A 25233-nucleotide genomic window follows, 5' to 3' on the forward strand; every position below is an offset into this window, starting at 1 on the left:
GCTCCTGTCTTATATCACCGCCCGATTGGGCGATGCTTTACGACGGGCTTGGTAAAATACCCTGCGATGGGATCAGGGGCTATAAAAAACTGTTCATTCTTGCAGCATCGGTCGATGTTTGTACGTTGTGTGAGGATGCAGGATTGTCCGCAGATCAGGGCTCGTGTTATCTTCTCAGATTAAACTACTGTGTTTATAGTCAGTTATCTCAGGGAGCCGAATGGCAGAGCCGGTCAGTAAGAAGAATCATCAGTCGGGTGAGAGTCCTCAACCAGGTGAGAGCCCTCAGCCAAATGAGAGCCCTCAGCCAAATGAGAGCCCTCAGCCAAATGAGAGTCCTCAGCCCATGAAAGGGCAGTCAGAAGAGTCCATTTCCATACGACAGCGTAAGCGTTCAACCCGAAACGAAGCGGTTGCAGAAACGCTCTCATCACGAGTGCGTGAAGGCATCATGTTTGGCTGGCTGGTACTGGCTGCTTTTCTATCACTGGCACTGTTCAGTTATGACAAGGCCGATCCCGGCTGGTCCCATGTGGGTTCGGTCAAAGAGATTGCCAACAGTGCCGGCCGGTTCGGGGCATGGTCTGCCGATTTGCTGCTAACCCTGTTTGGGTTTCTGGCATGGATGGTGCCGGTTATTCTGGTGATAAAGGCGGTCAAGGTTTTTCGCTACCGCCATGAACCTGATGAATGGAACTCCTGGTTACTGTTAATTCGCAGTACGGGGTTTATTCTGACGATTGCTTCAGGCGCAGCCCTGGCTTCACTCCATTATCATGGGTTGGGCGGGCTGTTTCCCTCGGCCAGCGGCGGTATTATTGGCGAACTGCTTATCCAGCTATTCCTGCCAGCCTTTAATGTAACCGGCAGCACTCTGTTGCTGATGGCCCTGTTTCTCCTCGGCGTGACACTTTATACCGATCTTTCCTGGTTTCGTCTGATGGACAGTGTCGGCTATTGGAGCCTTCGCTTTGCCGTTTACTGTAAAGAACATCTGGTTGCGCTTTATTTTACGTTGAAAGAGAAGCTGGACAGCAGGAAGCAGCGTCAGCCTGGGAAAAGCATCCTTTCGCCGGTCAAAAAGGAAGAGCCTGTATTACAGAGCCAGGGAGATTACAGGCCACCGGTTGCACCGATGGCTGAGAATAGAGCCGATAAGCCAAAAGTGCCGGCGATGGTTCCTCCTCCATTGCCGGAGAAGGCGCTTCCTCTTGTTAAACATAATGCTGAGCATAATGTTGAACACACCCCGCCTGGAAGTTTACCAGCTGCATCGTTGCTCGATGAAGCCCGTCCCTCCGGCAAGGCCATGAGTCCAGAGTCACTGGATGCCATGTCCCGGTTGCTGGAGTTGAAGTTAAAAGACTTCAACGTCGACGTCGACGTGGTTGCCGTTCATCCTGGCCCGGTCATTACCCGTTTTGAGATCCAGCCGGCACCCGGTACCAAGGCCAGTAAAATTACCAACCTGGCCAGTGACCTGGCCCGCTCCCTGGCCGTGGTCAGTGTCCGGGTGGTGGAAGTGATTCCCGGAAAGTCGGTGATGGGGATTGAGATTCCCAATGATGACCGTGAAACCGTTTTCTTCGGTGAGATCATTTCATCCGGGGCGTTTGCCGATGCACAGTCCCCGATCAGTCTTGCCTTGGGACATGATATTTCCGGTCAACCCGTGATTGTTGATCTGGCTAGAATGCCGCACCTTCTGGTTGCCGGTACCACGGGCTCCGGTAAGTCCGTCGGTATCAATGCCATGATTTTGTCCATGCTGTTCAAGTCTAGCCCGCAGGATGTGCGGTTGATCATGATTGACCCGAAAATGCTGGAGCTGTCGATCTACGACGGTATTCCCCATCTTCTGGCCCCGGTGGTGACGGACATGAAAGAGGCGGCCAATGCCCTGCGCTGGTGCGTTGCCGAAATGGAGCGTCGCTACAAGCTGATGGCGCATATGGGGGTTCGTAACATTGCCGGCTATAACCGGAAGGTGAAAGATGCCCTGGATCAGGGTGAGCCGATCAGGGATCCCTTCTATCAGCCGATTTCTTCAGAAGATGTGGCCCCAGAGTTGGACACGCTGCCCTTTATCGTCGTAGTCGTTGATGAATTTGCCGACATGATGATGATTGTCGGTAAAAAGGTTGAAGAACTCATTGCCCGTATTGCCCAGAAAGCCCGGGCAGCGGGTATTCACCTGATCCTGGCTACACAGCGTCCATCGGTGGATGTCATTACCGGCCTGATCAAGGCCAACGTTCCCACACGAATCAGTTTCCAGGTGTCCAGTAAGATTGACTCCCGAACCATTATCGACCAGGGAGGCGCTGAACAGCTGCTGGGACACGGCGACATGCTCTATCTCCCACCGGGAACCAGTGTCCCTGTCCGTATCCATGGTGCTTTCGTTGCTGACGATGAAGTGCATCGGGTGGTTGCCGACTGGCAGCTACGGGGAGCGCCGGACTTTGTTGAAGAGATTCTCTATGGGGTCAGCGAAAGTTCGGAAGGCAGCGCATTTTCCGGTGGCCTGGATGACAGTGAGCAGGACCCTCTCTATGATGAAGCCGTGGCCTTTGTTACCGAGTCCCGCAGGGCGTCCATTTCTTCGGTTCAACGACAACTGAAAGTAGGTTATAACCGGGCAGCCCGAATGATTGAGGCCATGGAGGCGGCAGGTGTCGTTAGTCCGGCATTGAGCAATGGTAATCGTGAAGTCATTGCGCCACCACCGGTCAAGCATTAATTATCCAGACAAGATCCTGTATATGTTCAAGAAAACGCGGTTATTTGCTGTTTTACCACTGTTTTTTGCTGTCAGTATGCCAGCCTGGCCTGCTGGGCAGAAATCCATTGAAGCATCCACCATTGATTCATCCACAATTCATGCATCTGCATTGTCCAGCACACCGGCCACAATAAAACATGACCGGAAAGCCGTTGATGAGTTGGCTGAGAAGCTGCAGGCCATGAATACTGTCAGTGCCAATTTCTCGCAAACTACCATTGATAAAAGTGGCCAACCCAAAGTCGAGAAGGGGAGTATGCAGCTTAAACGACCAAACCAGTTCCGCTGGCATATCACTTCACCATTTAACCAGGAGATCATTGCCAAAGATGGCAAGCTCTGGATGCTCGACCCTGACTTTAAGCAGGTGGTGATTAAAAAGCAGGACAATCAGTCAGGACCTGCCGCCGTACAGCTGCTCAGTGGCAATGCCAGTGAGTTTTTGACACAGTACGCGGTAACCCGCATGAGCTACGGTCCTGAGGTGGTTTATACCCTGAGGCCCGGTAAAGCGTCAGACCTTTTTGAAATGCTGGAAATCCATTTTTCCAGAGATGAGATTTCAGCCATCAGTATGGTGGATGCTCTCGGTGGCAAACGACGAATCGACTTTACCCGGGTAGACCTCAATCAACCGATAGACAACACACTGTTTGAACCTGACGTGAAGACATTAGAGCAGGCCGGTTTTGATATTATTGATGAGAGTGGGGTATGACATCACTCTTTGATAGCCTTGGCGCTGATCGCTATGAACCCCTGGCGGCGAGGATGCGTCCAGGGACCCTCGATGAATACCTGGGGCAGGAACATATCCTTGCCAGGGGCAAGCCACTTCGGGAAGCGTTGGAACAGGGGATGCTTCATTCCATGATTTTCTGGGGGCCTCCTGGCGTCGGCAAGACAACACTGGCGAGGCTGGTTGCGACAAAAACCGATGCCCATTTTGAAACTCTTTCTGCCGTCCTTTGTGGTGTTAAAGATATACGGGAAGCGGTGGCACGGGCTAAGGATGAACAGCGGTTTTACCAGCGGAAAACCGTACTGTTTGTCGATGAGGTTCATCGGTTTAACAAGTCCCAGCAGGATGCATTCCTGCCTCATATAGAAGATGGTACCGTTATTTTTATCGGGGCCACTACCGAAAACCCGTCGTTTGAACTCAATAATGCCTTACTCTCCAGGGCCAGGGTCTACGTACTTAAGTCACTGGGGGAAGAGGCGATTGGCCAACTTGTTGACCAGGCTTTGAGCAATGAAGAAAGAGGGCTGGGCGGAAAGGGAATCCAGCTTGAGAAGAGTGCCAGGGATATTCTGATTCGCTATTCTGACGGCGATGGTCGCAAGGCGCTCAATGCACTGGAAGTGGCATCAGACCTGGCTGATAACGGCATTATCACCTCTGGGGCGGTTCAGGCCATTCTTGCCGATACAGGCCGCCGTTTCGATAAAGGCGGTGATGCCTTTTACGATACTATTTCAGCCTTTCATAAGTCCGTCCGCGGCTCCAATCCAGATGCAGCACTCTACTGGGCTGCTCGAATTGTCGATGGGGGAGGGGATCCACTCTATGTGATTCGCCGGCTGGTGGCTATCGCCAGTGAGGATATCGGTAATGCAGACCCAAGGGCGCTGGAAATAGCCATTAATGCCTGGCAGGCATTTGAGCGGCTGGGAGCCCCGGAAGGGCTTCTGGCCCTGGCCCATGCCACGGTCTATTGTGCCTGCGCACCGAAAAGCAATGCGGTTTATAAAGCCTGGAAAGCAGCATTGGACGACGTAAAAAGTAATCCATCCCATGAAGTACCTCATCACCTGCGCAATGCACCGACACAATTAATGGGGAGTCTTGGTTATGGTGATGGTTATCGCTATGCCCACGATGAACCCAATGCCTATGCTGCCGGGGAGCACTACTTTCCTGAAGAGATGGAAGCCCCGGACTATTACCAGCCAAATGATCGTGGGTTGGAGATTAAGATCAGGGAAAAACTGGCCTGGCTGAAGCGTCTTGATGAAGAGAGCATAAGGAAGCGTTAGTTTTAAGTGATATTATCCAATCATATTTTTTAAACTTAAAAAAATACAACTCTGAACTAATACCAAAGTTAATCAATGTCAGAAGCTCTAACTATGTCGTTTACTTGCTTCTGACGCTTTTAACGCTGTTAACATTGTTCAACCCTGTATAAATTCCAGCAACTGTACCACTCGTCTCAAAGGAGCCTCTGATGCAATACCCGTATATGCTGAACTACCTTGCTGTAGCAGCCGGGGGAGCCCTTGGGGCATTGGCCCGATCCCTGGTTTATGAGTGGTATGCCAAATCCGGGAATGACCAGTGGTTTCCACTGCCGACGCTAACGGTAAACATGATTGGTTCGTTTCTGATCGGGATTGGCTGGTATTGTCTGGTAGAAAAAAGTGTCCTCCCTCCAATCTGGAGAGATTTTGCCACAGTAGGATTTCTGGGAGCGCTCACCACCTTTTCTACTTTTTCACTGGATATTTTCCGGCTTTTTCAATCCGATCGGTCCGTTGAGGCAGTTGCCTATGTTCTGGCCAGCGTTATTCTGTGTCTGTTTGGCACCTGGCTGGGCTATCAGGGCATTCGGGCGGTCCTGAACGGTTAGCTGCCCTAACTTACTGTTCACTATCTTTATCGAATGTCACTGAGTCATGGTGTATCATCAGCAGGTTACCCGTGACGAGAATGGTAAACATTTGAAACCTCTGGTCCGGATAAGAAAACCATCGTCCAATCAGTGAATTCGGTAGGAATATGCTAGACCCCAAAATCGTTCGCAGCACCCCTGAAGCTGTGGCGGAACAGCTGTTGAAAAAGCACTACAAACTGGATGTTGAGCGTCTGGTTTCTCTGGAAGAGCGTCGCAAGTCGCTTCAGGTTAAAACTGAGCAGCTGCAGAGCGAACGTAAGTCGGGTTCCAGGGAATTTGGCAAGATCAAGGCGCAGGGCGGTGATGTTTCGGTGCTTAAAGCGCGCATGGATCAGGTCAATGCGGAGCTGAAGGAAAATGAGCAGAACCTTTCCCAGTTGCAGGATGAGCTGAATGACCTGCTGCTGGAAGTACCTAACCTGCCAGACAGCTCCGTGCCAGAAGGCAAGGACGAGAATGATAACGTACTGGTTCGTTCCTGGGGTGAGCCACGGAAGTTTGAGTTTGACGTCAAAGATCACGTCGATCTGGGTGAAGCCCTTGGCCTTGATTTTGAGGGAGCTGCCAATATTTCCGGCTCCCGGTTTGCCATGTTGCGTGGCAAAATTGCCCGGCTGCACCGGGCACTGGCCCAGTTTATGCTGGATGTTCAGACCACAGAACACGGCTATGAAGAAGTCATTACCCCGTTGCTGGTTCATGATAAGGCACTTTACGGTACTGGCCAGCTGCCAAAATTCGGTGAAGACCTGTTCAAAACGGCCTGTGATGATGACACCGGCACTGAGCAGAAGCAGTTTTTCCTGATTCCTACTGCAGAAGTCACCCTGACTAATCTGGTACGTGAACAGATTGTTGATGCTGATCAGCTGCCCATTCGACTGACCGCCCATACTGCCTGTTTCCGAAGTGAGGCGGGCAGTTATGGTCGTGATACCCGTGGCCTGATCCGACAGCACCAGTTTGAAAAGGTTGAGATGGTTCAGATCGTCCATCCTGAGAAATCCTTCGATGCCCTGGAAGAGATGACCGGACACGCTGAAGCCATTCTGCAAAAGCTGGGCCTGCCTTATCGTGTCGTTGCCCTGTGTGGTGGTGATATGGGCTTTGGTGCCGCCAAGACTTACGATCTTGAAGTCTGGCTGCCTGCCCAGAATCAGTACCGTGAAATCTCCTCGGTCAGTAACTGTGTTGATTTCCAGGCACGCCGTATGATGGCCCGTTTCCGCAATGAATCAGGCAAGCCGGAGCTGGTACATACGCTGAATGGTTCAGGTCTTGCCGTGGGTCGTACCCTGGTGGCAGTGCTGGAAAACTACCAGGATGAAGATGGGCGTATCCATATTCCTGAAGTGCTTCAGGGCTATATGGGCGGGATTAGTATTCTTTAATGGGATGAGGAGGGTGACGATTTTGATTTCACCCTCTTGCCCCTGATGCTAATAATGATGATGTTAATAATGATGGTGTTAATGATGGACGAATTGTTATCGGTCCCTGGCCACGGTACTTGCTGGTAAGCTATCGGTTATCTTCTGCGACTCCCGGCAGGACTGCTCAGCCATCTTGAGCGCACCACGCAGTGCATCCCGGTCCGGTCCCGGAATGAACGTCACCTTGGCCAGATCCTCCGGCAGGAAAGGCTTGATGTGCTCGCTTACTCCGCCAACCAGGGCGCAGCCACTGGCCCCGCGCCTCAACAGGCTACGGATTATGTCAGCGGCCTCTTGCGCCGCTTCCTGCATCAGCTGCCTGGCAAGAGTATCCCCGTTCTTCAGATGTCTGGTGATTAACTCTGCCACCTTGCCGTAGTCGGCAGGCTTTGCCGTTTGTTGCCAGCGGACAGCGTTTTCCCCCCGGTTGTCAAAAAGCGTTGCCATGATTTCTTCACTCAATGGCGTTTTTTCCCGGATGCCGTCATGGGCCTTCAACGCGTATTGAATGGCTGTAAGTCCAAGCTGGGCGCCACTGCCCAGATCAGAAATCGGGAAACCCCAGCCGCCCACCGTGGTCAACTCTCCATTATTCATAATGCCGCCACAGGAGCCGGTACCCAGAATCAGGATGGCGCCATCCTTGCCATCAAACGCACCCAGGCATGCAGCGTAGACGTCGGTATCAATACGGACGCCGGCAAAAGGGAATTGATGGTTCCGCATCTGGCTCCGTTGCGGTTCCTGGTTGACACCCGCCAGGCCAATACCTGCATACATATTTTTCAGGGCATTTTCTTTCAGTTCTGCACTGGCAAGTGCTTCATGAACTGCGGCCATAATGGTTTTGGCAGAGTCCTCAACTCCCACCGTACAGGTGTTCGAACAGCCGGACTTTCCGCGACCCAGAACTTTGCCATCTTTCCCGAAAATAGCCACCGCAGTTTTAGTGCCGCCCCCATCGACGCCAATCCAATAGGTTGCTTCCCGTTGCTTGAGTTCAGGTGGATTAGCCTGCCTCAGGCAGGGGAGGCTGTAATCGTCATTGTCGACAGTGGGTAAATGGAAGGCCACAGCTGGCAGAGTAGCCACCGAACGGCCGACACATGATCCTTCGCTGGCAGTCGTTGGTGGTGTGGTTGCAGTTTGGTTAATCGTCAAGTCGACTGCTTGAGCAGGGGAGATGTTCATGTCTATCACCTTCATTAGTTAATGTAATGAAGTTACTTGGATATTTGTACAATACTTTGGTTCCCGCATCGCTTTTCTGCAGTCGAATTCGGATGTTTTATCTTGTCTTTTGACAGGCTCCTTCATGGAAGTGGACACCCCTGCCCCTGCTGGCCTGGGGCGATCGGTTCAACACGGTTTAATACGGTTTAATACTCAACAGTGAGATTTTTCAACCAGTATCTGGCCAGCACCCGGTAAAGCACCAGAACCGCTTTGGTCACTTCCTCCATCAGGGCGCAGATAAACACCAGGTACAATGGCCAATGCCAGATATTCACCGCTGCCCAGGCCAGGGGCAGACCTACAAACCACATGCCAATGATATTGATGGCTGCCGTGGCTTTCACATCACCACCGCTGCGCAGAACACCAACAATTCCGGTCAGGTTTATGACCCGGATGCACAGGGCAAAACCGGCAATGATCAGCACCTCGCTGGCCATTTTCAAGCTATCACCCTGAAATTTGCCGAACATTCTGACGATCTGCTCATTGAAGACCAGGGTAAGAATACCAATCAATAAGGCGATTGCCGGCGCGGCCAGCATGAAATAACGGCTCTGTTTCCAGGCGAGATCAAACTCTCCAGCACCGAGTTCCTTACCGAGTATGATCGAGGTAGCAATGGCGAACCCGATAAACAGGGAAATCAGGACACCTTCAACGGAAGAGACAGCGCTCATTACCGCCAGTTCAACAACCCCCATCTGGGCAAACATCAGGTTGTACAGTATCAAGCCAAATGACCAGAGACCATCCTGTATCAACATGGGAACACAGATGCCAATGTATTTAATCCAGTGTTTACGATTTTTGCATTGCAACAGGTCAGCTTTTACCGGCTTTAGGCCGGGGCGAACCTCAAGGAGGTAATAGATGAGTAAGCCAGCCTGAATCAACCGTGAAATGGTTGTGCCCCATGCAGAACCGGCAACCCCAAGGGCTGGAAAGCCAAAATGACCATAGATGAGCAGATAATTAAACAGCACATTCATGAGGATGGTGATAAAACCAATACGTGTCGGTGTTTTTGCGTCGTTATTGGTTCTCAGCAGGGCTTCCAGCGGTATGGTGACCGCTACGCAGAGAAAGGAGGGAGCGGTGATGATCAGATAACTGCTGCCCAGAGCTTTCAGGGTGAGGTCATCACTGATCAGGCCCATGATCTGTTCTGGAAAGAGCAGGTAAACAATGGCAAACGGGGTGGTGATGGCCACTGCTGCAATGATGGTCTGGACCAGCGTCCTGCGCATACCATCCATATTTCGGGCACCAACATACTGTGCGGCCAGAATACTCATGCCACTGCCCAGGGCGGCAATCAGAATCAGGTTAAAGAAGAAAATCCGGTTTCCCATCCCTACCGCAGCAACTTCTGTTTCACCGAGCATGGACACCATGAATATATCGATCAATCCCAGCATCGAAAACATCATGGATTGCAGGGAGATAGGCAATGCCAATTGCCAGAGATTACGCAGGAAATCCCTGTTCGGGGCTTGGTTTTCAATAGTTTGACTGGTCATAAAGCGGCTAACAATTATTGGGGGCCTGAAGCGCGTTTCAATCCGTGAAAGAGGGGAGAGAGGTCTCATTCGGATATAAACAGCCATGAACTGTATAGCATCCTCTTTATGGATATGCCGGAGTGATGCAGTAACAGTAGAAAAAGCTATATCGTCATATTTTGTAACAACTCTACTCTTATCGTTGCATAAGATAGAAGTCGGATTTTTCCCTATCTTTTTGTTCAGTGTGTGTCTTATATAACTTTTAAGAATATATGATAAGAAAACATTGTTATCCTGGTTCTGTCGTATGCTGGTAAACTCATGCCATCCGGAGCCGTACCGCAGGCTTACATGATTTGAGCCTGCAATCTTATGTCCACAGAGCCCTATAAATAACGAGAAGAACATGGACTATCTGCCATTATTTCTACAGGTACGTAACCAGCGTTGTCTGGTGGTGGGTGGTGGCGATATCGCCCTGCGTAAAATCAGGCTTCTCATCGCTTCTGGTGCCAATGTTCGAGTGGTGGCCAGAGAGGTGTCTGCAGATATTCGCGAGTTTCTTGCCAGCGGTGATCACCAATTACTGGAAAAGCCATTTGATGACCATGACCTGAACGATGTCTGTCTGGTCATTGCTGCAACGGATGATCAGGGTGTCAACCGTCAGGTAGCCATGTTGGCGCAACAACGACAGCTGTTTGTCAATGTGGTGGATGATGCGGATGCCGGTAATGCCGTAATGCCGGCGATTGTTGATCGCTCTCCGGTGGTGGTTGCCTTTTCAACCGGAGGTAAAGCGCCGGTTCTGGCCCGTCTTCTGAGGCAAAAGCTGGAGACGCTGTTACCTGATGGCTATGGCCGCCTGGCTGCGCTGGCCGGTGAGTGCCGCGATCTGGTCAAGGCCAGGTTCAGTCAGCTCAATGACCGCCGGTATTTCTGGGAGAACGTGTTGTCAGGGCCTGCTGCGGAAAAGGCGCTGGCGGGCGATTTGCCGGGTGCCCGGGATTTGCTTGAACAGACCCTGGAAAATACCCCGGCGCAGAAAGTCGGCGAAGTGTATCTGGTGGGCGGAGGTCCGGGTGATCCAGACCTTCTGACATTCAAAGCGCTGCGGTTAATGCAGCAGGCCGATGTTGTGCTTCATGATCGGCTGGTGTCTGAGGATGTCCTGGCACTTTGTCGCCGGGATGCAGATTATATCTACGTTGGTAAAAAGCGTGATCGACACACACGCCCCCAGGAAGAGATCAATGCCCTGTTGGTCAAATTGGCCAAAGAGGGTAAGCGGGTTCTGCGATTGAAGGGTGGCGACCCGTTTATCTTTGGGCGGGGTGGTGAGGAGATTGAAACACTGGCCAGTGAGGGCATCCCTTTCCAGGTGGTGCCGGGTATTACTGCCGCTTCCGGCTGTTCCAGCTATGCCGGCATTCCCCTGACCCATCGGGATCACGCCCGGTCGGTCCGCTTTGTCACGGGGCACCTGAAAGATGGCAGCTATGCTTTGAACTGGAGTGAAATGCTGGACCCCGATCAAACGCTGGTGTTTTATATGGGCCTGCTGGGGCTACCCCGCATCTGCCAGGCGTTAATTGATCATGGAAGGGATGTTCAGACGCCCATAGCCTTGATTCAACAGGGGACTACGCGCAATCAACGGGTCTTTACCGGAACCCTGGGCACCATTAATAAAATTATTGAATCCGAAAAGGTAAAGGCTCCGACAATAATCATTATTGGCAGTGTGGTTAGCCTTAGAGACAAACTGAAATGGTGCTAGCCTGTTTTTGAAAGCTTGTACTGGACATGGAATACCGGTGATGAAAAATCCCTGCTAAGTTCATAGGGGCGAGCTGATGGCCTGATTAGATAATAGATTCCGTCTATGGTTGTGTAGAATTTATAGATGTTTTCGCAGATCTCCTCCTGATTCTCTGATTTACCATTTTTATCCCGGAGCTTACTATTGGCTGCAAAACGATTTCTGGCGGCATGACGATGGATTGGCAGATACGACTTGTCAGAATCAGGCGTTACTTCAATGAAATCATGCTTGATATATTCAGGCTGTAACGTAGCTGGCATTGGCCTTGGTGTCATCTTATGCTCACTGATTTCATCACGGCTAAAAGGCACGTGTAGCTTTGTTAGCAAGGTGTAATCATAAGGGGTAACTTTTCTGATTATTTCTGGCGACTTGATCAATGTATAACCATATCGGGTTTCTGATGCGGGCATGATAAAAAGGCAGTTTTCTATATGGCATTTGTCCTGTCTTATATCTTTTAATATTGTGTTCTTAACCGTTGGGTATCGTTGGTCCAGAAAACAGGAAAATGGACTGTTATTTGCCAGAGACAGGATATTGGTACCTGGTTTAATAAATACGGTCAGTAGGGTGACTGGATTTCCCTTATTATAACCTTTATGAAGGTAACCCCTGGCGGCAGCGATGCTTGGGGTACTGTATAAGCCAATACCATGGGCTTGTCCCTGACGGTTAATAGTTTGAGGGTTAAAAATTTTCTCTTTCAGGATAGAATTTCTGCTGCGGCCCATTTCGTCATTGGGACAAGTGAATTTGCCTGCACGGAAAAAAACATTCAAACCTGCTGTTTTTGGGGAATATTCACTATTTATAAAATGTTTTATTGCCATTTCGGTGGTTATATTAAATTCCGTAAATAATGAAATTGTCCGCAAGTCCTCATTAACTTTTCTGAAACAAGTATCCTGAAATTGATGCAGTAGATAATATGATCTCACTTTAAAGCGATCAGAAATAAAGCTGGATATATCTTCCTGGCTCAGAGAGTATATTTCATGGCCTCTCAGGGTCTGGCATTCAATATTGATAATATCAAGCAGGATATTGACTGCCTGTTCACTTGCGTCAGGTTTAAGAAAAGACCGTATTTGCGACAGTATTATACTGCGTTGCGACAGGTTACTGCAAAATGGAGTTTCACCGGTGTCCATAGGTTCAATTTTCATTTCAGGCAAATCGGAGCCTGAACAGGGAACAACATGGCGGTAGTCAAAAAATGAACTTTGATCACTGGTGTTATTGGTTCTGAAGGAAGTGGACACTGGTTTAGGATCGAAGGACAAAGGGTTCATTGGGGTACACTCATCTAAATGTTTTTTGGTATATTCCATCCGCTAAAGGAATATACCATGTAAATTAATTAGACAATGCGGTTAATGGATCTGGATAAACAAACTGATAGTTCAGCGCTTTCTTCAATTTATCGCAATTCACCAGGCGATAGGGCATGGGTTTATCGATAAAAATGGGCGGGGCAATGCCCATGATTTGGCAAGAACGGGTGTAGAGCTGGCGCCGGGTAGGGTGCTCATCCGCTGAGGCGTTAAAGACTTCCCCAAACAGATTTTTAGCAATAATCTGCCCGATGATTTGCAGGCAGTCTTCCCGGTGTATCATATTTACCGGATCGTCAGCGCCCCCCAGCTCTTTGCCGGAAAAATAGCGGCCTGGTTGATATTCACCGCCAATAAGGCCAGAAAAACGAAGCACCGTGGTTTTCAGGTCGTCATGTTGAGTGAACAACTGTTCAATATCCAGCCATGCGGTATCAGAGAATGGGGAGTCAATGCGAACGGCATCTTCTTCTTTTACCACAGCGTTATTTTGGGGGTAAACGGAGGTGGCACTGATCAGAATAATTTTTTTAACCCTGGATTGCCCGATACGGTTAAGCAGCGCCTTCATCTGGCGAAGGTAAAAGTGGGGTTGGCCATCGCCTTTTCCCGGTGGAATATTGATGAAGAGAATATCGGTATCAAGAAATGACTCAATATCACCTTCTGGTTCTGGTGAAAGCCCGATCATATAAGGCTCCATGCCAACCGCAGAAATAGCCTCCAGCTTTTGCTCCCGGGTGGTAGACCCCTTGACTGAATAGCCATCTTTCACCAGTCGTTCGCCCAATGGCATGCCCAGCCAGCCACAACCCAAAATGCTGATGGTCTCTTTCATTATCAATCTCTTGCTTGTTGAGGAAAAGGTCGATTAATTGTAAATGCGAACTATTCTCGCTGATTGTTATGATAAATGAAACCGTTTTGAATAACCGAGTTATCCGGTAGGGATTCTCTGAAACCTCCCAATGGCATAGAATAGCCAGGAAGTTAATAGAGGAAATGTTGCCTTGAACATTACATTCACTGAAGCCGCACAGAAATATCTTGCCCAACTATTAGAAAAACAAGGGGTTGAGGGGATTGGTGTACGCCTGTTTGTCAGTAACCCCGGCACGCCTCATGCAGAAACCTGTCTTGCCTATTGTAAGCCAGGGGAAGAGAAAGAGGGTGATCTGGAGCTGGAGCTTGAATATTTTAATTGTCATGTTGAAGGCACCAGTGAGCCTTTTCTTGAAGAAGCAGTTGTTGATTTTGCCGAAGATAAGCTGGGCGGTCAGCTGACCATCAAGGCACCCAATGCCAAGATGCCCAAGGTCAATGAAGACAGTCCCCTGGATATGAAAATCAACTACTTCCTGCAAACGGAAGTTAACCCCGGGCTGGCCTCCCACGGTGGAGTGGTATCCCTGGTGGAACTGGATGATGGCGTCGCTGTTCTTCAGTTTGGCGGTGGTTGTCAGGGGTGCGCTGCGGTCGATATGACGCTCAGGGATGGTGTTGAAAAGACGCTGATGGAGCGTATTCCCGAATTGAAAGGCGTTCGGGATGTGACGGACCACAGTAACACCGAGAATGCTTTTTACAAATAAAGCTGGCCTCGTTGATGAGGGAAGTGGAGTTCACTTCCCTCCTTTATTATCTCTTATATTGTTTCTACTTTTACCGTTGGTTTCCGGTTTCTCCTTATGAAGTCTCCTCTTATTACCCGTGCTGGAAAAGAAAAGCTTGAGCAGGAGCTTCAGTATCTCTGGCGAGTCAAGCGTCCCGAAGTCACACAGGCTGTCTCTGAGGCCGCTGCCCTTGGGGACCGGAGTGAAAATGCGGAATATAAAGAAGGAAAGCGACAGCTTCGTGAGATTGACCGCCGGATACGCTATCTCAGTAAACGGCTTGAAATCCTGAAAGTCGTTGATTACTCGGCAGAGCAGGAAGGTAAGGCATTTTTTGGTGCCTGGGTTGAGTTGGAAAGTGAAGAGGGTGAAATACTCCACTGCCGCATAGTGGGTGCCGATGAGATTGATGTGAAAAACAATCATATTACCATCGATTCCCCCATGGCCAGGGCAATGGTTGGGCGTCAGGTAGACGATGAAATTGTGGTGAATGCACCAGGTGGGCGCAAAATCTGGTTTATCAATAAAATACAGTATCAACCCTTTTCAGATCCAGAGTAGGCAACGCTATGGTTTTTCAGGCTGTATTGATGGTATTTTTGTCCTCTTTTGAAAAAGGGTAAAGATATCGCTATAACTCTCTGAAATAATGGTGTAAATTATTCCGCTTTTTGGTAATCCCTAGCTAATTAATCACCCGGTAGTCCGACGGAACTGTGAAGCGTTATAAACAGGCCATTCTATCCAATTTTTTTGTCACCGAAGACGGCAGTGCTGTGCGCCATCTGGTTGAGGCAAATCTGGATATTGAGTCAAGAGGTGATCGTACGCTTTGTACCGAAGTTCTCAACAGTGACTGTCGCTACGAGGTGTTGGTTAATGGTCATCTGTCCAGTGTCTGCATGATCTGCTCAGCGATTCTCGACCGAAGAATCAGCAATATGCCGGTAGAGCGTAAAGTCTGTTTTGGCAAAAAACAGACTATGGAGATCTATACGCCACCCGAAAACCAGCTGTCGCTTCCCGGTGTGATGGAGACTGCCCAGGTTGAAGAGCAAAACATAATCACTTCAATAGAAGAACAGCCCGGGCAAATTGAGCTGTTTATTTGAGTAAACGTCTATTCCTCGATAGTCTCCTGCCGACGTCCCGGCAGGACATCTTTCAATTTATCCCTGATGCTGCGCAGCGTCTTCTCGGTGGTTTCCCAGTCAATACAGGCATCAGTAATAGAAACACCGTATTGCAGTTCGTCCAGATTATTGGTCATTTTCTGGTTACCCCAGCCAATATTGCTTTCCACCATCAGGCCAATAATTGACTTATTGCCTTCAATGATCTGGTTGGTCACATTTTCCATAACCAGTGGCTGCAGGGCCGGGTCCTTATTGGAGTTGGCGTGGGAGCAGTCCACCATGATATTTGGCTGGATGCCTGCTTTTTCAAGCGCCTTCTCACACAGGGCAACACTGACAGAGTCATAGTTTGGCTTGCCACTGCCACCACGCAGAACAATATGGCCGTAAGGATTACCTTTGGTGTGGGTGACCGCAACCTGACCCTGGCCGTTCAGCCCGAGAAAACGGTGCGGACTGGAAACGGACTGCAGGGCGTTAATTGCGACTTCCAGCCCGCCATCGGTGCCATTTTTAAAGCCAACGGCAGAGGACAGGCCGCTGGCCATCTCGCGGTGAGTCTGTGATTCAGTGGTCCTTGCACCAATGGCAGACCAGGCAACCAGATCCTGAAGATACTGGGGCGAGATTGGGTCCAATGCTTCCGTAGACGCAGGAATACCCATTTCGGCCACATCCATTAACAGGCGGCGACCGATGTGAAGACCTTCTTCTATTTTAAATGAGTCGTTCAAATGTGGGTCATTGATCAGACCTTTCCAGCCAACCGTCGTTCTTGGCTTTTCAAAATAGACGCGCATCACCAGATACAATGTGTCCTTCAACTCTTCACTGAGGGCTTTCAGTCGGCGGGCATAATCTATCGCCGCGGCAACATCATGTATTGAGCAGGGACCTATTACCACAAACAGTCGATGGTCTTTGCCATCCAGAATATCCCTGATCACTTCACGGCTTTCAGATACCGTTTTTACTGCTGCTTGCGTCAGCGGAATATCAGCCTTGAGACGCTCCGGGCTTAATAGAACTTCCTGAGATTCAACATTAAGATCTTCAATGGGTAAAACAGCCATTTGCGCGGTTCCGTTTTTAAAAAAGACTTTTTTCCGTTGGCTTTGTGAGGGTTGTCCACTTTATTCAAACTGACGCAGGCCTGCAACCCTGAAAGGGTTAAAAAAGGTATTTCAGGCCCAGCGCAAACAAAATAATGGCCAGGATGATGCGCATGAAAGTGTCCGGTAGCTTCATACCAACACGGGTTCCTGCATAAATTGCAGGAATAGAGCCAATTAACAAACTGCCCAGCAGCGCAAAGTCAACATTCCCCAGCCAGATATGGCCAAAGCCTGCCAGTAACGTTAACGGTACAGCATGAGCCAGGTCACTCCCCACTACCTTGACTGGTTTCAGCAGGGGGTAGAGAAGGACAATAGCTGCTGTTCCCAGTGCTCCGGCTCCCACCGATGAGAGCGTAACCAGAACCCCGAGGAAACTACCGGCAATAAATGTTAACGGTGTCTGATACGCCTGTGGAATCATCGAGATACCCGAACTCTGTCTTTTTTTCAGAACAGGACTCATGAACAGCGACAGCGCCGTGAGGGTTAACATTATCCCAAGGCATAGTGTAAGGATCGGGCTATAATCAGCGCTTCTGTCAAAAAAAAACTTGAGTAGAACAATCGTCAGGGCTGTTGCAGGAAGACTGCCAGCACAGAGAGTTTTGACCAGTGTCCAGTCAATGCTTCTCTGACGGTGATGGACAATGACTCCGGTTGACTTGGTTATGGCTGCGTACATCAGATCCGTTCCGATGGCAATATGAGCCGGAAAGCCAAACATTAACAGCAGTGGTGTCATTAATGAACCACCGCCAATACCTGTCAGGCCAACCGCAAAGCCAACGCCGGCGCCGGTGGCAATGTATGTTAGAAAATCCATAAGTATCCCGAAATCTATGGTCTAAAGTTATATCTAGCCAAGGCGATGTTTGAAAATATTGACTAAAAATCAATGATTCGCTGGTAACTATATTGACTGGCTTGTATTCTGGAAAAGAATTTAATGTCATTCTTTTATGCTTTATAGAACTAACGGATCCTGTTTCACTCTTATCATTTTTGTCAGCACAACCTGCCTGACCGGAGGCCATCAATGAAGCTGCAACAACTGCGCTATATCTGGGAGGTCGCCCACCACGATCTCAACGTATCAGCTACTGCGCAGAGCCTATACACCTCTCAGCCCGGTATAAGTAAACAGATCCGGCTTTTGGAAGATGAGCTTGGCGTTGAGGTTTTTGCCCGAAGCGGAAAACATCTGACGCGCATTACCCCCGCCGGTGAGAAAATCATTGATACAGCCGGTGAGATTCTGAGAAAAGTCGAGTCGATCAAGCAGGTTGCCCAGGAATTCAGTGACGAGCGCAAAGGCAGTCTGTCCATTGCTACAACCCATACTCAGGCTCGCTATGCATTGCCGGGAATTATCCAGCAGTTTATCAGCCAGTATCCCGATGTTGCCCTTCATATGCATCAGGGTACTCCCATTCAAATTGCCGAAATGGCAGCGGACGGTTCTGTCGACTTTGCAATCGCAACGGAAGCACTGGATTTATTCAATGATCTGGTGATGATGCCGTGTTATCGCTGGAACCGTTGTGTTCTTGTACCCAGGGATCATCCATTAACCCAGGTATCTGAATTGAGCCTGAAAGACATTGTCCGATATGCCCTGGTAACCTACGTCTTCGGATTTACCGGTCGCTCCAAGCTGGATGAAGCCTTTATGAATGAAGGCTTGTCACCAAGGGTAGTTTTTACTGCGACCGATGCTGACGTGATCAAAACCTATGTGCGCCTGGGGCTGGGCGTCGGGATCATTGCCAAAATGGCTTATGACCCTGAACTTGACTCAGACCTTGTACCCTTGAATGCTGATCACTTGTTTGAGCCAAGCATCACCAAGATCGGGTTCCGCCGCGGTACTTTCCTGCGTGGATTTATGTATGACTTTATTGAAGAGTTTGCGCCTCACCTGACCAAAGATGTCGTACAGGAAGCAATCCTTCGCCATAACAAGGCGGAAGTGGATGAGCTTTTCTCACATGTTCAGCTACCTAACCGGTAACTGTGTTTAAGCGGCTTGGCTCAAGCCGCTTTTTCCAGAATTTCCTTCACCAGCTTAAAGTAAATGGTATAAATGACGGGCTCATTGCCATCTTCTTCGACAATAAAAAAAGGTGCCTTGTCTACCTGATACATCTCTGCCAGCAACATACCGGTACTGTTCGGATCGCCATCAATAGCTGTGAAGAATTGATCAATCCGATTGATATGGCCTGAGTTCTCCAGTCTTTCCTGCACGTCCTGGCATTTTGTACAGAGGCTTCCGTCGGCCATTATCTTCTTGACCATGGTGATTTTCATAATCATCTTCTCCCGGAGAGTTGTTTGTCATTGCCAGTGGTTGCTATTTTAGCAGTGGCGATTTAATCGATAATAGAATTAATATCTATATTTATAGGCTTCAATACTATATGAATAAAATAGCGGTAATAAAAATATCACTCTTTTTCTGGTTGGTCGCAGGATGTGCAAGTCCACCCGGTATTCCTGAAGTCAGCCCCGGGGACCTGCCGCATTCATTAAAAGTTGTCGTTTATGACCAGACTTACTGGCCAGTTTATACCTGGTCACCAGAAGAAGCCGCGAGTCGTACGCTTAGAATTTATATTGAAGGGGATGGTCGTGCATGGTTGAGGTCAAACCGACCTTCAATGGATCCAACTCCGGCTAACAGGCTTGTTCATCATTTGATGCTGAAAGATAAATCGCCGGACCTTGCCTATATTGCCCAGCCTTGCCAGTACGTGATGAACGTCAATTGCAACAGGGAGGTATGGACGTTTAAACGCTATAGCCCAAAAGTACTTCAGGTTATGAATACAGTGGTAAATTCCCTGAAAGCGACAGGGCAGTATGAAAAACTGGAATTGGTTGGTTATTCTGGTGGTGGCGCGTTGGCTCTGTTAATCGCCGCACATAGAAATGATGTAACAAGTGTTCGTACGGTAGCGGGCAACCTTTTCCCTGAGTTTTTAAATCGTCACCACGGTGTATCCGAAATGCCAGCGGCACTGAATCCGCTCGCTTTCAGTGCCCAATTATCGTCAATATCGCAAACGCACTTTTATGGAACCCGGGATTCGGTAGTCCCGGTGCAGGTCAGCCAGCACTACCTTGAAGCATTTGAGGATACTTCCTGCATAAAGATCGAGAGAGTCAGCGCAGACCATCAATCGGGCTGGATTGAACAGTGGCCATTATTATTGCAAAGGCCACTGGCATGTGGAATGTGAAAAGGAGTGTTTCTATAAAATGTTTCTATAAAAAGGTTTCCAACGTGTTCATCAGGTTTCTTACTTTGGTAATCGACTCCTGGTATTCCGATTCGCAATCAGAGTCAGCAACAATCGCCCCACCTCCCCAGCAATGTAATTCACCATCTTTGGCAAGAATGGTCCGTATGGTGATGCTGGTATCCATATTCCCATCACAGCTGATATAACCAATGGAGCCACAGTAAACAGTCCGGGCCACTGGTTCCAGTTCCCTGATAATCTCCATGGATCGAATTTTTGGTGCGCCGGTGATCGAGCCGCCGGGGAATGTACTTCTTAGCAGGTCAAATGCATCATGATCGCACTTAAGCTGGCCCTTAATTGTGCTTACCAGATGATGGACGTTGGCATAACTTTCCAGGGCGAATAACCGGGGTACAGACACCGTACCTGTCTTACAGACTTTACCAAGATCATTTCTCAGCAAATCGACAATCATCAGGTTTTCCGATTGATCCTTCTGGCTATGTTGTAACTCTTCCGCAATGGCCCGGTCTTCTTCAGCAGTTCGACCCCGGGGACGGGTACCCTTGATTGGCTTCGTGGAAACATGACCGTGTTCCAGTCGGATAAACTGCTCCGGAGAGTGGCTGAGAATGGTCAGGTCAGGACGGGAAATAAATGCCGAGTAGGGCGCTTTGGCAACCGTTCTGAGTTTTTTAAAAGCCTCCCAGGCATTACCGCTGAAGGGGGCGGTAAAGCGCTGGGTAAGATTTACCTCATAGCAATCTCCCGCCGTAATATAGTCCTGAATTTGCTGAAATGCAGACTGGTATTCAGCTGGAGTCTGTGTCGGGGTAAATTTGTTGAGCAGCTTGAATGGCGAACTGCCTGACTGCCTGCGCGTCGGATCAATAGCTTTCAGAATGTCAGTTTTCCATGACGCTGATATATCCGGGTGAAACACCAGGCAAGCCCGTCGTTCCTTATGGTCAGAGATCAGGGCCCATTGATAGAGTCCGACGGACATCAGTGGCGTGGAAATATCGCGATGGGCTATTCGGCCCGGCTCAAGGTGTTCACACAGTTCATATCCCCAGAAACCAACCATACCCCCAACGAAAGGCAAACCGGCATTGTCAACTTTGCTCATATGATGAAGTCGATTTGACAATTGCGAAAAAGGTTCTGCTGCAGACAAAATTTCTGTTTTTTGCTGAACCAGATCTTCAATAATCAAATCACCGTCTGTGGTGAAGGTGAAGTGCCTTTCGGGGGCTGCAGTCATGATGTCATAACGGCTGGAATGATCTTTACAGACAGCCTGTTTTCCATCAAATAACGAACTATCCAGAAAGCATGGATAAGGTAGATGAATAAAATGTTCAAAGTAGAGGCTGGTGTCGTTTTTATATTCCAGTTCCAGAATCGTCAGAGTCTTCATACAGGTGTCCGAACAAAACAGTCGGCATTTTAACCGGAGCCGAGGCACTATGCCATCGTAAACACCGGGCGCGGTGACAATGCCCAGCGAGGCAATCAAACGATCCAAGGCGTTGCCTGAATGGCAAATAACTTTCTAAATCGCAATTGCTTATTAAAAAAACATCTCACGAAAGCTACATGAAAGCTACATTATGCTGTGCTGAAAGACTAGGCTTGTTCGCGCAGGACAGTTTTTAACTCGCTCAGCTCTTGACGGTCGCTGGCGGGGAGAAAAGCCAGACTGAAAACTGTTTGGGCGCTCGACCTGTGTTCCCCGTTGATCGCACGGAACTGAAGTTAACTCTAATAAACGCTAAGGAGTCATATTTTGGATACGACGATAAAAAGTGCATCTTATTCATCAATACCTCCGCAATCTCAAAACGAGGATAAAACAGCTTCAAGTGAAAATTCAGGAGGGATTTTTAGAACCTTGAATAACAACAGGAAAGTGGTTATTGGTCTCGGTGTGGTCCTTATCGGAGGCACGGCATTAGGGCTGTGGGCTGGATTGACGGGCGTTAAGTGCGAATATAAAGGTAATAGGAACCTACCCGAGTGCAACACCACTAACACCAATGGCAATTCGAACTCCACTGATCCTGGAAGTTCTCAGGGTTTTCATGCCCACAATAGCAGAAGTATAACTTTCAGCAACGCCATTCACCCTTCCACCCAGCAATTTATAGCCGACAGCATAACAACCCCTCCTAAAGTCGAAGTAACTACTACACACGCTTCCTGGCTACCTTCATCAACGATAGAGTCAACATCCACTGCTTCTCAGGGAGTACCAGCACATACAATCGGTACCAGTTGAGAAATGAACTGATGCCCCCATCGGCTCTAATGCTTCTATCACCAAATCGCTTTCAGGCCTTCAGTGGGAACCAGTGGCGTTTTCCCACTGTCCTTAACTTGTACAATTGATAGAAACATCAAAGCCGATGGGGACATCAGCTCATCCCCGACCAGTATTGTTTGCAGGTGTTGATGTTCCCTGAAAAGCAGTGGATGTTGTCTCATTATTAAATGGAGGCAGCCAGGAAGCGTGTGGAGTAGCTACTGTGATATTAGGGGTAGTTGTTATGCTGTCGGCTATAAATTGCTGGGTGGAAGGGTGAATGGTGTTGCTGACAGTTATATTTCTGCCATTGAGAGCCTGAGTATTTTCAGGTCCAGGCGTGGGCGAATTGGTAGTTAATTGTTGACTTGATTGCTTACCGCGCGTCAATCCCAGCCCTAATGCCATGCTTCCGACAATGGCCACACCGAGACCAATAGCAACGCAAATCCTTCCATTGCTGGTACTAAAAGATCCTTCTGTATTTTCACTGGAAGCTGTTTGCTCCTCGTTGCGAGATTGCAGAGGTATTGATGCAAAAGATACATGTTTTGACGTAGTATCCAAGATATGACTCCTTAACATTTATTAGAGTTAACTTCAGTTCTGTGCGATCAACAGGGAACACAGGTCGAGTGCCCAAACAGTTTTCAGTCTGACTCTTCTCCCCGCTACCGACCGTCAAGAGCAAAGTGAGTTAAGAACTCTACTGCGGAGAAAGCCTAGCCTTTTAGCTCAACACAATGCAGCTTTCCTGAGATGTTTTTTGAATAAGCAATTGTGATTTATATGTCGCTGATTTAGTTATAGGTTGTTTTCAATGCAGGTAGAAGTGCTGATTAAAGTTCGGTATAAATATCTAAAAATATTGTCAACCATGTACTAGTGCTGCCTTAACACTCTTTATAACAAGAAATAAAAATCAGAGGTAACCTCATGAATCAAAAGAATAATGCCCTGAGCCGATTGATTGCTGGGCAGGGCATTGTCACCGCTCCCGGAGTTTACGATGGTATTTCGGCGCGGCTCGGTGAAGAAGCCGGTTTCTCAGCGTTATACGCCAGTGGTGGTGCCATTGCCCGCAGCACCGGTGTCCCTGATATTGGTCTGCTGACACTGACGGAAGTGGTTGACCGGGTTCGTCAGATCGTTGCCGCCACCTCTTTGCCAGTGATTGCCGATGCGGACACCGGTTTTGGCAACGAGGTAAATGTCAAACGCACCGTGGAGCTGTTTGCCAATGCGGGCGTCAGTGCTTTTCACCTGGAAGACCAGGAGTTTCCCAAGCGCTGCGGGCATCTGGACGGCAAGTCTCTGGTATCTGTTGACGAGATGTGTAAGAAAGTCTCTGTGGCCAGGAAGTATGCCGGTGACGTCACCGTGATTGCCCGTACCGATGCGATTGCGGTTACCGGCTTTGAAGATGCTATTGATCGTGCCAGGGCTTATGTCGAGGCAGGGGCGGATATGCTGTTTGTTGAAGCGCCACAGACCATCAGGCAGATTGAAAAAATTGCCAGACAGGCGCCCGGTCCCAAGCTGATTAACATGTTCTACAGTGGTAAAACGCCACTGGTACCTACTGAAGACCTGAAAGCGATGGGCTACCAGCTGATCATTATTCCTTCTGACCTGCAGCGGGCTGCAGTGACCGCAATGCGGGAAGTGCTGAAGGTGATCAAGCGTGACGGCAACAGTGGCGCTATCGCCGATGGTATGATGACCTTCCAGGAGCGTGAACAGCTGGTGAAAACCAAAGAGTTCCTGAACCCATAAAATAAAAAACGGAGAAGTACTATGTCAACGAACTCTGGGACAGAAAAAAAATTAACTGGCGCAGGCCTGCGTGGTCAGTCAGCCGGTGAAACCGCACTGTGTACCGTTGGCAAAACCGGCTCAGGCCTCACTTACCGTGGTTACGATATCAACGAGCTGGCAGAAAAGGCCCAGTTTGAAGAAGTCGTGTATCTTCTGCTTTATGGCAAACTGCCAAACCAGACTGAACTGGACGCCTACAAAATCAGGCTTAAAGGCCTTCGCTCTCTGCCCGATGCCCTGAAAACGGTACTCGAACAGATTCCCGCTGATGCTCACCCAATGGATGTGATGCGAACCGGTTGTTCAATGCTGGGTAATCTGGAAACCGAACAGGATTTCTCACAACAAAACGATCATATTGACCGCATGCTGGCCATTTTCCCCGGCATGATCAACTACTGGTACAACTTCAGCCACAAGGGTATTCGAGTTGATGTTGATACCGATGCTGATTCCATCGCCGAGCAGTTTCTCTGGACTCTGCACCATAAAAAACCTGAGCCACTCCATGTTCAGGTAATGCACGCTTCTCTGGTACTTTATGCCGAGCATGAGTTCAATGCTTCAACCTTTACCGGCCGTGTTTGTGCTTCCACCCTTTCTGATATTCACAGCTGTGTGACCGGTGCCATCGGCTCACTGCGGGGACCGCTCCACGGTGGCGCTAACGAAGCGGCTATGGCAATGATCGAGAACTGGCGCTCGCCTGAGGAGGCCGAAGAGAAGATCATGGCCATGCTGGCACGCAAAGATAAGATTATGGGCTTTGGTCATGCCATTTATCGTCAGTCTGACCCCCGTAATGCCATCATCAAAGAGTGGTCCAGGAAGTTGTCTGAGCAGATGGGTGACAAGTATCTGTATGCCGTTTCCGAGCGTGTCGAGGCGGTTATGTGGCGGGAGAAGAAGCTGTTCTGTAATGCTGACTTCTTCCATGCTTCTGCCTATAACTTTATGGGCATTCCTACCAAATTGTTTACACCGATCTTTGTCTGTTCGCGGGTAGCCGGCTGGGCTGCTCACGTTATGGAGCAGCGCGCGAACAACCGCATTATCCGTCCATCTGCAGACTATACCGGGCCAGAAAGTGCAGAATGGGTGGCTATTGAAGACCGCGATTAACCACAAAGACCACCAGACGCACAGAGAAAAAGCTATCTTTGTGCGCCTGGTGGTTTATAACAATAAAT

Annotated in this window: 23 protein-coding genes; 14 read left to right on the forward strand and 9 right to left on the reverse strand. The window is 49.1% G+C overall.

Features of this window, described 5'->3' with window-relative positions; genetic code table 11:
• Positions 1-346: 346 nt before the first annotated feature.
• The 5 genes from KDK13_RS12985 (at position 347) to serS (ending at position 6854) form a co-directional block, all read left to right on the forward strand.
• Positions 347-2743, forward strand: coding sequence for a DNA translocase FtsK (locus KDK13_RS12985; RefSeq protein WP_257285395.1), 2397 nt, complete (start codon positions 347-349; stop codon positions 2741-2743).
• Between the two features lie 22 nt (positions 2744-2765).
• Complete coding sequence (gene lolA / locus KDK13_RS12990) at positions 2766-3503, forward strand: outer membrane lipoprotein chaperone LolA (RefSeq protein ID WP_257285396.1); 738 nt, start codon at positions 2766-2768, stop codon at positions 3501-3503.
• Entirely contained in the window at positions 3500-4825 is a 1326-nt protein-coding gene (locus KDK13_RS12995; protein WP_257285397.1) for a replication-associated recombination protein A, read from the forward strand. The genes lolA and KDK13_RS12995 overlap by 4 nt, the downstream gene beginning before the upstream one ends.
• A gap of 191 nt (positions 4826-5016) precedes the next feature.
• The gene (gene crcB, locus KDK13_RS13000; RefSeq protein ID WP_257285398.1) at positions 5017-5418 is read left to right on the forward strand and encodes a fluoride efflux transporter CrcB; all 402 of its coding nucleotides are present in this window, start codon (positions 5017-5019) and stop codon (positions 5416-5418) included.
• Positions 5419-5567: 149 nt separating this feature from the next.
• Complete coding sequence (serS, locus tag KDK13_RS13005) at positions 5568-6854, forward strand: serine--tRNA ligase (RefSeq protein WP_257285399.1); 1287 nt, start codon at positions 5568-5570, stop codon at positions 6852-6854.
• Positions 6855-6950: 96 nt separating this feature from the next.
• On the opposite strand, the gene KDK13_RS13010 is transcribed toward serS, so the two are convergent.
• Both KDK13_RS13010 and KDK13_RS13015 read right to left on the reverse strand, forming a co-directional pair.
• Positions 6951-8087 (reverse strand): BadF/BadG/BcrA/BcrD ATPase family protein, encoded by a 1137-nt coding sequence (locus KDK13_RS13010; protein ID WP_257285400.1) that lies wholly within the window; start codon positions 8085-8087, stop codon positions 6951-6953.
• A 188-nt stretch (positions 8088-8275) separates the two neighbouring features.
• Positions 8276-9655, reverse strand: coding sequence for an MATE family efflux transporter (locus KDK13_RS13015; RefSeq protein WP_257285401.1), 1380 nt, complete (start codon positions 9653-9655; stop codon positions 8276-8278).
• A gap of 391 nt (positions 9656-10046) precedes the next feature.
• Here KDK13_RS13015 and cysG point away from each other — a divergent pair, with 391 nt between their 5' ends.
• Positions 10047-11420, forward strand: coding sequence for a siroheme synthase CysG (cysG, locus tag KDK13_RS13020; RefSeq protein ID WP_257285402.1), 1374 nt, complete (start codon positions 10047-10049; stop codon positions 11418-11420).
• Here cysG and KDK13_RS13025 read toward each other — a convergent pair.
• On the reverse strand, positions 11417-12799 hold the full coding sequence (locus KDK13_RS13025) for a hypothetical protein (RefSeq protein ID WP_257285403.1): 1383 nt from the start codon (positions 12797-12799) through the stop codon (positions 11417-11419). The two genes, cysG and KDK13_RS13025, sit on opposite strands and share 4 nt — an antisense overlap.
• 25 nt (positions 12800-12824) lie before the next feature.
• Positions 12825-13640 (reverse strand): hypothetical protein, encoded by an 816-nt coding sequence (locus tag KDK13_RS13030; protein WP_257285404.1) that lies wholly within the window; start codon positions 13638-13640, stop codon positions 12825-12827.
• A 172-nt stretch (positions 13641-13812) separates the two neighbouring features.
• On the opposite strand from KDK13_RS13030, the gene nfuA reads away from it, so the two are divergent.
• The 3 genes from nfuA to KDK13_RS13045 all read left to right on the forward strand — a co-directional run bounded on the left by nfuA (position 13813) and on the right by KDK13_RS13045 (position 15530).
• Entirely contained in the window at positions 13813-14394 is a 582-nt protein-coding gene (gene nfuA, locus KDK13_RS13035) for a Fe-S biogenesis protein NfuA (RefSeq protein WP_257285405.1), read from the forward strand.
• A 96-nt stretch (positions 14395-14490) separates the two neighbouring features.
• Positions 14491-14979, forward strand: a complete 489-nt coding sequence (gene greB / locus KDK13_RS13040; RefSeq protein ID WP_257285406.1) for a transcription elongation factor GreB — start codon at positions 14491-14493, stop codon at positions 14977-14979.
• Between the two features lie 155 nt (positions 14980-15134).
• A complete protein-coding gene (locus tag KDK13_RS13045) occupies positions 15135-15530 on the forward strand; it encodes a hypothetical protein (RefSeq protein ID WP_257285407.1) in 396 nt (131 codons plus the stop codon).
• Positions 15531-15538: 8 nt separating this feature from the next.
• Here KDK13_RS13045 and KDK13_RS13050 read toward each other — a convergent pair whose 3' ends face one another.
• Both KDK13_RS13050 and KDK13_RS13055 read right to left on the reverse strand, forming a co-directional pair.
• Complete coding sequence (locus KDK13_RS13050; protein WP_257285408.1) at positions 15539-16627, reverse strand: 3-deoxy-7-phosphoheptulonate synthase; 1089 nt, start codon at positions 16625-16627, stop codon at positions 15539-15541.
• Positions 16628-16724: 97 nt separating this feature from the next.
• Positions 16725-17495, reverse strand: coding sequence for a sulfite exporter TauE/SafE family protein (locus KDK13_RS13055; RefSeq protein ID WP_257285409.1), 771 nt, complete (start codon positions 17493-17495; stop codon positions 16725-16727).
• A 213-nt stretch (positions 17496-17708) separates the two neighbouring features.
• On the opposite strand from KDK13_RS13055, the gene cysB reads away from it, so the two are divergent.
• The gene (cysB, locus tag KDK13_RS13060) at positions 17709-18683 is read left to right on the forward strand and encodes an HTH-type transcriptional regulator CysB (protein WP_257285410.1); all 975 of its coding nucleotides are present in this window, start codon (positions 17709-17711) and stop codon (positions 18681-18683) included.
• Between the two features lie 20 nt (positions 18684-18703).
• On the opposite strand, the gene KDK13_RS13065 is transcribed toward cysB, so the two are convergent.
• Positions 18704-18982, reverse strand: a complete 279-nt coding sequence (locus tag KDK13_RS13065) for a hypothetical protein (RefSeq protein WP_257285411.1) — start codon at positions 18980-18982, stop codon at positions 18704-18706.
• A 110-nt stretch (positions 18983-19092) separates the two neighbouring features.
• On the opposite strand from KDK13_RS13065, the gene KDK13_RS13070 reads away from it, so the two are divergent.
• A complete protein-coding gene (locus tag KDK13_RS13070; RefSeq protein WP_257285412.1) occupies positions 19093-19914 on the forward strand; it encodes an alpha/beta fold hydrolase in 822 nt (273 codons plus the stop codon).
• Between the two features lie 25 nt (positions 19915-19939).
• Here KDK13_RS13070 and pabB read toward each other — a convergent pair whose 3' ends face one another.
• Positions 19940-21448 carry an aminodeoxychorismate synthase component I gene (pabB, locus tag KDK13_RS13075; RefSeq protein WP_257285413.1) on the reverse strand — a complete coding sequence of 503 codons (1509 nt, stop codon included), beginning with the start codon at positions 21446-21448 and terminating at the stop codon, positions 19940-19942.
• Positions 21449-21709: 261 nt separating this feature from the next.
• Here pabB and KDK13_RS13080 point away from each other — a divergent pair, with 261 nt between their 5' ends.
• A complete protein-coding gene (locus KDK13_RS13080; protein ID WP_257285414.1) occupies positions 21710-22201 on the forward strand; it encodes a hypothetical protein in 492 nt (163 codons plus the stop codon).
• Positions 22202-22342: 141 nt separating this feature from the next.
• On the opposite strand, the gene KDK13_RS13085 is transcribed toward KDK13_RS13080, so the two are convergent.
• A complete protein-coding gene (locus tag KDK13_RS13085) occupies positions 22343-22792 on the reverse strand; it encodes a hypothetical protein (RefSeq protein ID WP_257285415.1) in 450 nt (149 codons plus the stop codon).
• A gap of 369 nt (positions 22793-23161) precedes the next feature.
• On the opposite strand from KDK13_RS13085, the gene KDK13_RS13090 reads away from it, so the two are divergent.
• Together KDK13_RS13090 and prpC are read left to right on the forward strand one after the other, a co-directional pair.
• On the forward strand, positions 23162-24001 hold the full coding sequence (locus KDK13_RS13090; RefSeq protein WP_257285416.1) for an oxaloacetate decarboxylase: 840 nt from the start codon (positions 23162-23164) through the stop codon (positions 23999-24001).
• Between the two features lie 21 nt (positions 24002-24022).
• Positions 24023-25165 carry a 2-methylcitrate synthase gene (prpC, locus tag KDK13_RS13095; protein ID WP_257285417.1) on the forward strand — a complete coding sequence of 381 codons (1143 nt, stop codon included), beginning with the start codon at positions 24023-24025 and terminating at the stop codon, positions 25163-25165.
• The last annotated feature ends 68 nt before the right edge of the window (positions 25166-25233 follow it).

This window comes from Endozoicomonas sp. SESOKO1, from assembly GCF_024606265.1.
Lineage (GTDB): Bacteria > Pseudomonadota > Gammaproteobacteria > Pseudomonadales > Endozoicomonadaceae > Endozoicomonas.